This is a genomic window from Paraburkholderia sp., assembly GCF_026225065.1.
Taxonomy (GTDB): domain Bacteria; phylum Pseudomonadota; class Gammaproteobacteria; order Burkholderiales; family Burkholderiaceae; genus Paraburkholderia.
In genome coordinates, this window is the sequence record NZ_JAMFSB010000178.1 from 1 (window position 1) to 10,231 (window position 10,231).

Consider the following 10,231-nt stretch of genomic DNA (forward strand, 5'->3'; position numbering starts at 1 on the left):
GTGGAGCCCTGCCGGCCGGGGCGCCGTGCTTCTATCCCGCAGGCTGCGGCCCGGAACTGTCGCGATTCGCCTTATAATTCGCGGCACTACCCCATTCAGCCATCATGTCGTCGACTGCCACCCCCTCCCCCAACGCCGCCAGCCTGCTCGCTCCGATCGCCGAAGACATGGAGCAGGTGAATCGCGTCATCCGGCACCGCCTGGCGTCCGAGGTGATGCTGATCAACCAGATTTCCGAGTACATCATCAGCGCCGGCGGCAAACGCCTACGGCCTGCGCTGCTGTTGCTGGTGGCCGGCGCGCTGGGCGAGACGACGGGACACCGGCACGAACTGGCCGCAGTGGTCGAGTTCATCCACACGGCCACCCTGCTGCACGATGACGTGGTCGACGAATCCGACCTGCGGCGCGGCCGTCAGACGGCGAACGCCCTGTTCGGCAACGCGGCAAGCGTGCTGGTGGGCGATTTTCTGTACTCGCGCTCGTTCCAGATGATGGTCGGGGTCGGCAAAATGAGGGTCATGGAGATTCTCTCGGAGGCGACCAACATCATCTCCGAAGGCGAAGTCCTGCAGTTGCTGAACATGCATGACGCCGACGTGGACGAAGCGCGCTACATGCAGGTGATCCGCTACAAGACGGCCAAGCTGTTCGAGGCGGAGGCCCAGCTCGGCGCGGTACTGGCAGGCTCGGATGCGACCACCGAAGCCGCAGCTGCAGAATTTGGCCGGCGCATAGGTACGGCCTTCCAGATCATGGACGACTGGCTCGACTACACTGGCACGGCCGAATCCATGGGCAAGAATGCCGGGGACGACCTGCGCGAAGGCAAGCCCACGCTGCCGCTTATCTACCTGATCGAACGCGGCACGCCAGAGCAGTCGGCGCTGGCGCGCGAGGCGATCGAGCAAGGTGGCACGGACCGTTTCGATACTATTTTCGAGGCGATCACCCGCTCCGGCGCGCTGGACCATACGCTGGACTGCGCGAAACAGGAAGCTCAGGCCGCGGCCGCAGCAATTTCTTCGTTCCCAGATTCCATTTTTAAAGAGAGCCTGCTAGAATTATGTTCTTACTCGACGGCGAGACAGTCTTGAACTGGACTTAAATGCCGAATTAGTCTGAATCGAGTTGGCAGTATCCAGCAGTACAAATCGGGGTGTAGCTTAGCCTGGTAGAGCGCTACGTTCGGGACGTAGAGGCCGGAGGTTCGAATCCTCTCACCCCGACCAGATTTTGAAAAAGCCGCGCAGTGTTGCGCGGTTTTTTTTCGCCTGTCGTTTGTGCAATCGTCGTCCGCTCCTGGCCTTGGTGCTCCTACGTCTTTTGGCCAGGAAGGCACGCACGATCCCCTCTGCTATATTCTTTCCATCCCGGCCCCCTACCAGTTCGCGACACGTGGAACAACTACCCTTATGGGCGCAGATAGGCGCCGTCGTCCTGCTGCTTATCTGCTCCAGTTTCTTTTCCATCTCCGAAACGGCGATGATGGCGCTCAACCGCCACCGCCTGAAGCACCTCTCCAATCAGGGCGCGCTCGGCGCCAAAACCACGCAGGGGCTACTCGCGCACACCGACGAACTGCTCAGCGTGATCCTGATCGGCAACAACCTGTTCAATACGATCATCCCGGTGCTCACCACCTCGGTCGCGCTGCATACGTTCGGGCACAACAACTTGGTGCTGTCCATCGCAACCGGCATCGTCGCGTTCCTGATCATCGTGTTCGCAGAGATCACGCCGAAAATTGTCGGCGCCACTTTCCCGGAAAAGATCGCACTACCGGCCAGCCTGCTGATCGCACCGCTGATGCGCGCGACCAGGCCGATCGTCTGGTTCGTCAACCTGTTCGCCAACACCATTCTGCGCATCCTGCGTATCAATACCAAAGGCGCGCGCGATCAGCGGCTTTCGACTGAGGAACTGCGGACCATCGTACTCGAGTCCGGCAGCTTCATGCCGACCAAGCACCGTAGCATCCTGTTGAACCTGTTCGATCTGGAAAACATCTCTGTCGACGACGTCATGATTCCGCGCCGCCGGATCGAGGCGCTCGATTTCGACGCCCCGTTCGAGCAGATCCTGCATCAGCTCGAGACCTGCTATCACAACAAGCTGATCGTCTATCAGGGCGACATCGACCGCGTGCTTGGCGTGCTGCATGTGCGCAAGACACTCTCGGCGCTACACAACCAGGAACTGGAGCGGGAAACGTTGCGCGAACTGCTGGCCGAACCGTATTTCGTGCCGAGCGGCACGCCGGTGTTCCAGCAGTTGCAGTACTTCCAGGAAAGCCGCCACCGTACGGCGCTCGTCGTCAACGAATATGGCGAACTGCAGGGTCTGGTCACGCCGGAAGACATCATCGAGGAGTTGATCGGCGAGTTCACCACGTCGATCCCACGAGGCGCGAATTCTCGCGGCGGCTGGAACGAGGAAGGCGAGTGCATCGTCGCGGGCAGCATGCCGTTGCGCGAGCTGAACCGTTGGCTACAGCTGACGCTGCCGACCGACGGGCCAAAGACGCTCAATGGGTTGATTCTGGAAGTACTCGAAGAAATCCCTGACGGCGATGTGTGCGTGCAGATCGGCGAGATCAAACTCGAGGTGATGCGCAGTGACGATCAGGCGGTTCGCACCGTCAAGATTTTTAAACCGGGTTCACGCTCGGGGGCGAAGGGCAAGGTACCGCGGGCTTAACGAGAGAGGCGTGCGGCACGCCTGGCCATCCGGCTGAATAGCGGTCGTGACCGGCGTGACGGATGATGGAGTCGTTGTGTTCTACAGGCGGCTCCAGCCGGTTTCCGATGTCATCCTCTTACCGCTCCGCGCCGGCGGGTTCTACGCATCGCGCAGCAAATCTTGTTGCCGCAGCCGAATCACCGTATCGCGCCTCCGCCGTTGAAGCGGAGTCAGCCGCTGGCCCGGCGATGTCCGCGCCGCCTACGCCATCTCAGCCTTCAGCTGTCAGGCCGTTCGCCGGGGCAATCCGCGAGGACGCCACCGGCCGCAACCCAGCACCCGGCCTAGCCGATGCCGACAACACGCCCGCCGTCCGTCTGCTGAACGAAACGCTGCGGGAAGCCACGCGCCGCAACGCATCCGACCTGCATATCGAACCGGCCGAACAAGGTTGGCCGATGCGTCTGCGAATCGATGGCGTGCTGCATGCCATCGCGCAACCACCCGCGCATCTGCGCGATGCGTTCATCACGCGCGTGAAAGTCCTGGCGCGGATGGACATCGCCGAACGACGGATACCGCAGGACGGCCGCCTGCGCATTGCAACGAGCCCCGGCCGGTTCGAAGACTATCGGGTGAACTCGCTGCCCACGCTGTTCGGCGAAAAGCTGGTGCTACGCCGACTCGATGCGCTACCCACGGCGCTCTCGCTCGATTCGCTCGGGCTCAACTCCCCCCAGCGCGTTGCGCTCGAAGCTGCCATCGGTGCACCGCATGGACTAGTGCTTGTGACCGGCCCAACCGGTAGCGGCAAGACACTCTCGCTGTATTGCTTCCTGCAAATGCTGAATGCCGAATCGCGCAATGTCTGCTCCGTGGAAGACCCCGCTGAAATCCAGCTGGCCGGCATCAATCAGGTCAGCGTGCGCGAGAAGGCAGGCCTCACTTTCGCCGTCGCGCTACGCGCCTTCCTGCGCCAGGATCCCGACGTGATCATGGTCGGTGAGATCCGCGATGAAGAAACCGCGGATGTTGCCGTCAAGGCCGCGCAAACCGGCCACCTGGTGCTGTCCACGCTGCACACCAACGACGCGCCCGCTGCCATCGCGCGCCTGATCGATATCGGCGTCGAACCGTATAACCTCGCTGCCGCGCTACGGATGGTGACAGCGCAACGCCTCGTGCGACGACTGTGCGTAGCTTGCCGGACGTCGGCGCCGCAATCGGCAGCCGCCCTGCGCGCAGCAGGCTTCGCTGACGACCAGTTCGACGGCTGGCACCCCTACGAAGCGAAGGGCTGCGAAGCATGTCACGGTATCGGCTACCGCGGGCGGATCGGCATTCACCAGGTTATGCCGGTATCTGACGCGATGCGCGAGTTGATCGTTGCAAGCGCAGGCACCCATGCGCTAGCTCGCCTTGCTCACGCCGAGCACGTAACCACGCTACGCGATGCCGCGCTCGCGCGCGTGCGAGACGGTACCACCAGTCTCGCCGAAGCCTTGGGTGCTACCGAGGTCACATAACGATGACGAACCGCCCATCCTCCGGTACCGAAGTGCGTGACGTGCGTTTTGCATGGCGCGGCGTCGACGCAACCGGCACGCAACATAGCGGCACGCTGATTGCGCCGGACACGGATGCCGTCCGAGCCGTGCTCAAGCGCGACAAACTGTTCGTCGTCGAGATCAAGGCGCGTGGGCCGGCGCCGCGGCCCAAAGCACGCGCGGCTGAAGTGACGAGGTTCACGCGCCAACTCGCGAGCCTGCTGCGCGCCGGATTACCGCTCGCACCTTCGCTCGATCTGCTGGCGCAAGCGCCTGCACCCCGTCAGCGCGGCATGTCGCGGATCGTAGGTGCCTTGGCGCGTGACATCACCGGTGGCCTGAGTTTCTCCGCGGCACTGGCGCGGCATCCGATGCAATTCAACGCGCTGTATTGTCAGCTGGTCGCGGTCGGCGAAGCGGCCGGTGCGCTGCCTGCCGTGTTGGCTCGCGTCGCAGACGACCGCGAGCGCGGCGCCGCACAACGCTCCAAAGTAAAGGCAGCGCTCACCTATCCGGTCGCGATCCTGTTGCTAGCGCTCGCCATCACCGCCGCACCATTGATCTGGGTCGTGCCGACCTTCAAACAGATCTTCGACGGCTTTGGCGCGCGCTTGCCGGTGCCGACGCAGATCGTGATAGCGCTATCCGCCGGCGCAGCACGCTGGAGCGTGCCCGCGCTCGCGTGCGCAGTGGCAATAGGTACCGCAGTGACTTACCTGCTGCGGCATTCGGAAACAGCACGGTTGACGCTTGGTCGCCTCTCGCTAAGATTGCCCGTAGCAGGCCCACTGCTGGCTACGTTATGCGCCGCCCGCTGGAGCCGTGCACTCGGCACACTGTTGTCCGCCGGCACGCCGCTCGCAGACGCATTCGATTCGCTCACGCACGCCACCGGCAACGCCTGGTTCGATCGTGCCACTGTCGACATCGCAGCCCGCCTGCGGCGCGGCGAACGCCTGGCCGCGGCGATGCGCGCGGTACATTGCTTTCCGGCCGAAGTGGTTCAGCCGGTTGCCGTCGCAGAGGAGTCCGGTGCATTGGACGCGATGCTGATCGACGTGGCGTCGCTCGGCGATCGTCAGGTTGACGAAAAGATCGGCACACTTGCCAGCCTGTGCGAACCGCTGGTGATCATCGTGCTGGGGACACTGGTCGGTGGCCTCGTGATTGCGATGTATCTTCCCATCATTCAACTCGGCAACGTGGTGTAGCATCGCAGCCGAATCCCACTCTTTTGCCATGCCGGCTAACTACGCAACCGTGTCAGACACTTCCTTCAGCGCGCTTCATGGCCACGTTGCGGCCGGCCTCGGCGCCAGCTTTAGCATCTTGCCGGCCGGCGTGCAACTCACGTTCGCCATCGTTTTCGGACTGGTTATCGGCAGCTTTCTAAGCGTGGTCGCGCACCGCCTGCCCATCATGCTCGAGCGCGCGTGGCGCGACGAGATCAGCGGCACGACCGACCAACCGCCAGCGGACGACGGCCTGCCCGCGCGCTATAACCTGTCGGTGCCACGCAGCGCGTGCCCGCATTGCGGACACGTTCTGCGCGTGTGGGAGAACATCCCGGTGGTGAGCTACGTGTTGTTGCGCGGACGATGTTCCGCGTGCAAGGCCCACGTGTCGGTACGCTATCCGTTACTCGAGATCGCCAGCGCTACCTGCGCCGCGGGAGCCCTGAGCGTGTTCGGTCCTACCACGATGGCGCTTGCCGCGTTCGGCCTGTGCGCCGCGTTGCTCGCCACGAGCGCGATAGACATCGACACGCACCTGCTGCCTGACTCGCTGACGCTGCCACTGCTATGGGCCGGGCTGATCGTCAATTTCAACGGCATGTTCGCCAGCCTGCACAGCGCGGTCGCCGGCGCCATTGCGGGGTATCTTGTACTGTGGGTCGTCCATTGGGTGTTCAAGCTCGTACGGGGCATCGAAGGCATGGGTTATGGAGACTTCAAACTGCTCGCCGCGCTCGGCGCATGGCTTGGCTGGGCCGCGTTGCCGCAGATCGTGTTGATCGCCGCGGTGACCGGCGCGGTCGTGGGGCTTGCCGCTACGTGGCGCGGGCGCATGCGCTTCGAAGAACCGTTACCGTTCGGTCCGTTCCTCGCAGCCGGCGGCGCGATCACCCTGTTTCTCGGCTCCCCTCTCTATCTCGCACTCGGAGGCTGACGCATGTTTGCTGTGGGACTGACAGGCGGCATCGGCAGCGGTAAGTCGACCGTCGCGGACCTGTTCGCGACGCACGGCGTGGCAATCGTCGATACCGATCTGATTGCTCATCAGATCACCGCGCCGAACGGCGTCGCGATGCCGCAGATCGCCAGCGAGTTCGGTGCCGCATTCGTAGCAGCGGACGGTTCCATGGATCGCACCCGCATGCGCGCGCTGATCTTCAGCGACGAGGAAGCGCGTCGACGTCTTGAAGGCATCACGCACCCGTTGATCCGCGCCGAAACCGAGCGCGCGAGAAACGCGGCCAGCGGACCCTACGTCATGCTGGTGGTGCCGTTGCTGGTTGAATCGGGTGCATGGAAAACGCGTGTGGACCGTATATTGACCGTGGACTGCAGCGTCGAGACGCAGGTCTCGCGTGTGATGCGCCGCAATGCCTTCAGCCGCGAACAGGTGCTTGCCATCATCGCCCGTCAGGCGACCCGCGAAGCACGCCTTACCGCCGCCGACGACGTCATCGTCAACGACAACGACAACGACAACGACAACACCTCGATAGATGAACTCACGAGGCAGGTCGAGGAGCAGCACCGTTTGTACCTGTCGCTGTCCGGCGCTTGAGCCAGATCAATGACAGGGGCAACGGACCCTCAAGACAGTTCAGCCCTGTCGCAATAAAGAACAGAGAGCGCGCTCAAACAACCGCGAAACACGCGGAGAAACTTGCAAAAGCGTAGCAAAAAAGTGTGTGATTGCTAGGGTAGTCTCACGGCATTAGAATGTTCTGCATTCCCGTCACCGACCACGCCCGAGGCGAGCCCGCTTGATCCTTTACGAGTATCCCTTCAACGAGCGAATCCGGACGCTATTGCGCCTCGAAGACCTGTTCGAGCGCTTCACGTTCTTTCTGACTCAGGAAGATGCCAGGGAACATCACGTCGCGCTGACGACATTGTTCGAAATCTCTGAAGTCGCGGGTCGCGCGGATCTGAAGTCGGATCTGATGAAGGAACTCGAGCGGCAACGGCAAACGCTTGCGCCGTTCCGCGGCAATCCGGGCATCGAGCAGAGTGCCCTCGAGGCGGTGCTGGGAGAGATCGAACAAACGCTGTCCGGGCTGTCCCAGATGCAGGGTAAGACTGGCCAGCATCTTGCAGACAATGAATGGCTCGCGAGCATCCGCAGCCGGGCAATCATCCCGGGCGGCACCTGCAAGTTTGACCTGCCGTCTTACTACGCCTGGCAGCAAACTCACCCGGATCAACGCCGCCAGGACATCGCCAAATGGGTTACTCCGCTTTTGCCACTGCGCGACGCCGCGACCATCGTGTTGCGTCTGGCGCGTGAATCGGGTCAAGCCTCGAAGGTGATGGCGATGCAGGGCAGCTACCAGCAGATGTTGTCGGGCCGCTCGTACCAGTTGATGCAGGTGCGTTTGCAGCCGGAGCTGCGGGTCATTCCGGAGGCGAGTGCAAACAAGTACATGCTGTGGGTGCGCTTCACCGTGCAGGATGGCGATCTGCGGCCGCGCGCCGTTGACGTCGACGTGCCGTTCCAGCTTACGCTATGCAGCCTGTAACCTGACGGTCACGGGTGTGCGTGTGGGGCCGCCTTTCAAACAGAGAAAACGCCCCTATATTAGAAACCTGTCCCGTTTGCGATTGACTGCCTGACCAAATGATTACTGTCGTTAAATGCCCAACCTGTGCAAGGGAAGTCCGTTGGACGCCTGAAAACCGCTTCCGCCCGTTCTGCTCCGAGCGCTGCAAGCAGATCGACCTCGGCGCGTGGGCCGCTGAGAAATACAAGATCGGCAGCACCGACGAAGAAGCGCCCTCAGACGACGAGCCGAGCGGCGATTACAACCCGCACTGAGTGCCGGGTCGCGTCAACGCCGTTCCCCAGCGTCTCCCCGCCACGCCGCTATTCCGCAGCAAGCCACTCCAGCACGGGAATGGTCGCCGGCAGCAGCGGCGACACATCCGCAGGTAGCGATTGCCAGACAAACGCCTGCCCCTCGCGGCCATGCGGCTCACCAGTCCACTGTGTCACCTTGCAGAAATAAAGCCGCACATAGGCATGCGGATAGTCGTGCTCAAGCGTATGCCAGCGATGGCTCGCCTTGACCTCGATGCCCAGTTCCTCGTGCAGTTCACGGGCCAGCGCCGCTTCGACTGATTCGCCCGGCTCCAGCTTGCCGCCTGGAAACTCCCAATAGCCTTCGTAAGGCTTTCCTACTGGCCGTTGAGCAAGCAGATAGCGCCCATCGGGCTGCACCAGCACGCCGACCGCCACTTCGGTGACCGGCCGGCCAGTTGGGTTCGCAGCAGGCGCGTGGGTAGCGTTGGTGGTATCCGTCATGCCTGCGACTTCCGGCCGGACCAGTCGCGCGCGAACTGCCACGCCACACGTCCCGAGCGCGACCCGCGTTCTAGCGCCCACACGAGTGCATCCCCGCGCGCCGATTCGACCTCCGCGGCGCCGCAGCCGAAATGCTGCAGCCAGTGCCCGACGATCGTCAGGTAATCGTCCTGCTTGAACGGATAGAAGCTGACCCACAGGCCGAAGCGTTCTGACAGCGAGATCTTTTCTTCGACCACTTCGCCCGGATGAATCTCACCATCGGACGTGTGCTTATACGTCTCGTTGTCGCTCATGTACTCGGGCAACAGATGGCGCCGGTTCGACGTGGCGTAGATCACCACGTTATCGGACTGCGCCGCCACCGAGCCGTCGAGCGCCACTTTCAGGGCCTTGTAGCCCGACTCGCCATCCTCGAACGACAGGTCATCGCAAAACACGACGAAACGTTCCGGGCGCTGCGAGATCAGGTCGACGATATCGCCCAGATCGTGCAGGTCGTCCTTGTCTACTTCGATCAGGCGCAGTCCGTCTTTCGCGAAAGCATTCAGGCAGGCCTTGATCAGCGAAGACTTGCCGGTGCCGCGCGCGCCCGTCAGCAGCACGTTGTTGGCGGGCTGCTTGCGCACGAACTGGCGTGTGTTCTGCTCTATCAGGCCTTTCTGGCGATCAATGTTCTGCAGATCGTCAAGCGTGATGTCCGAGATGGCCGGCACCGGCTGCAGGTAACCGCGCCCCTGGCGCGTCCGCCAGCGGAAGGCGACCGCTGCCGACCAGTCGACGTCGGGCGTAGCGGGCGGAAGCACGGCTTCCAGGCGGCCGAGCAAAGCCTCGGCACGAGTCAGAAACTGTTCGAGTTTATCCATGACGAAAATTTAGGCTGATCGGATACTGGCTTAGGAGCGATAGTCGGCGTTGATGCTCACGTATTCATGCGACAAGTCACAGGTCCAGATCGTGGCGTGCGCATCGCCGCGGCCAAGTACCACGCGAATCAGGATCTCGGCCTTTTTCATCACGCGCTGCCCGTCTTCTTCACGGTACTCCGGATTGCGGCCGCCCGCTTTGGCGACGAGAACGCCGTCCAGATACAGGTCGATCTTGCCGACGTCGAGATCCGCCACGCCCGCATAGCCGATTGCCGCGAGAATCCGGCCGAGGTTCGGGTCCGAGGCATAGAACGCCGTCTTGACCAGCGGCGAATGGCCGATCGCATAAGCGATCTGGCGGCATTCGGCCACGTTCGCGCCACCTTCCACCTGCACGGTCATGAACTTGGTGGCACCTTCGCCGTCACGCACGATCAGTTGCGCGAGCGTCTGCGCAACCTCGGTCACCGCATCGCGCAGAGCCGCGTAAGCGGGCGAATCAGTGCTCGTGACCGCCGGCAGGCTCGACTTGCCCGAGGCGATCAGGATGAACGAATCGTTGGTCGACGTATCGCCGTCGATCGTGATGCAATTGAACGA

Annotated in this window: 11 protein-coding genes and 1 tRNA gene; 9 read left to right on the forward strand and 3 right to left on the reverse strand. The window is 62.6% G+C overall.

The features are described from left to right. The first annotated feature begins 104 nt into the window (after positions 1-104). The 9 genes from M0954_RS13285 to M0954_RS13325 all read left to right on the forward strand — a co-directional run bounded on the left by M0954_RS13285 (position 105) and on the right by M0954_RS13325 (position 8,276). Positions 105-1,097 carry a polyprenyl synthetase family protein gene (locus tag M0954_RS13285; RefSeq protein ID WP_297353671.1) on the forward strand — a complete coding sequence of 331 codons (993 nt, stop codon included), beginning with the start codon at positions 105-107 and terminating at the stop codon, positions 1,095-1,097. A 58-nt stretch (positions 1,098-1,155) separates the two neighbouring features. Continuing rightward, a tRNA-Pro gene (locus M0954_RS13290) sits at positions 1,156-1,232 on the forward strand. Positions 1,233-1,398: 166 nt separating this feature from the next. Continuing rightward, the gene (locus M0954_RS13295) at positions 1,399-2,700 is read left to right on the forward strand and encodes an HlyC/CorC family transporter (RefSeq protein ID WP_122152603.1); all 1,302 of its coding nucleotides are present in this window, start codon (positions 1,399-1,401) and stop codon (positions 2,698-2,700) included. Positions 2,701-2,930: 230 nt separating this feature from the next. Next, on the forward strand, positions 2,931-4,208 hold the full coding sequence (locus M0954_RS13300; RefSeq protein ID WP_297353683.1) for a GspE/PulE family protein: 1,278 nt from the start codon (positions 2,931-2,933) through the stop codon (positions 4,206-4,208). Positions 4,209-4,210: 2 nt separating this feature from the next. Then, positions 4,211-5,440 carry a type II secretion system F family protein gene (locus M0954_RS13305; RefSeq protein WP_297353673.1) on the forward strand — a complete coding sequence of 410 codons (1,230 nt, stop codon included), beginning with the start codon at positions 4,211-4,213 and terminating at the stop codon, positions 5,438-5,440. Between the two features lie 28 nt (positions 5,441-5,468). Next, a complete protein-coding gene (locus M0954_RS13310; protein ID WP_297353675.1) occupies positions 5,469-6,398 on the forward strand; it encodes an A24 family peptidase in 930 nt (309 codons plus the stop codon). 3 nt (positions 6,399-6,401) lie between these two features. After that, positions 6,402-7,022: a dephospho-CoA kinase gene (gene coaE / locus M0954_RS13315; RefSeq protein ID WP_297353677.1), complete on the forward strand. Its 621-nt coding sequence runs from the start codon at positions 6,402-6,404 to the stop codon at positions 7,020-7,022. 202 nt (positions 7,023-7,224) lie between these two features. After that, on the forward strand, positions 7,225-7,980 hold the full coding sequence (gene zapD, locus M0954_RS13320) for a cell division protein ZapD (RefSeq protein WP_122152607.1): 756 nt from the start codon (positions 7,225-7,227) through the stop codon (positions 7,978-7,980). Between the two features lie 98 nt (positions 7,981-8,078). Then, positions 8,079-8,276 carry a DNA gyrase inhibitor YacG gene (locus tag M0954_RS13325; RefSeq protein WP_122152608.1) on the forward strand — a complete coding sequence of 66 codons (198 nt, stop codon included), beginning with the start codon at positions 8,079-8,081 and terminating at the stop codon, positions 8,274-8,276. A gap of 48 nt (positions 8,277-8,324) precedes the next feature. Here the strand turns inward: M0954_RS13325 and M0954_RS13330 are convergent, their stop codons facing one another. The 3 genes from M0954_RS13330 to M0954_RS13340 form a co-directional block, all read right to left on the reverse strand. Continuing rightward, on the reverse strand, positions 8,325-8,762 hold the full coding sequence (locus M0954_RS13330; protein WP_123384882.1) for an NUDIX domain-containing protein: 438 nt from the start codon (positions 8,760-8,762) through the stop codon (positions 8,325-8,327). Then, positions 8,759-9,628, reverse strand: coding sequence for an ATP-binding protein (locus M0954_RS13335; RefSeq protein WP_297353679.1), 870 nt, complete (start codon positions 9,626-9,628; stop codon positions 8,759-8,761). Before M0954_RS13335 ends, M0954_RS13330 begins: the two co-directional genes overlap by 4 nt. Positions 9,629-9,658: 30 nt before the next feature. Continuing rightward, a partial coding sequence (locus M0954_RS13340; protein WP_297353681.1) for a bifunctional ornithine acetyltransferase/N-acetylglutamate synthase occupies positions 9,659-10,231 on the reverse strand: 573 nt, incomplete at its 5' end.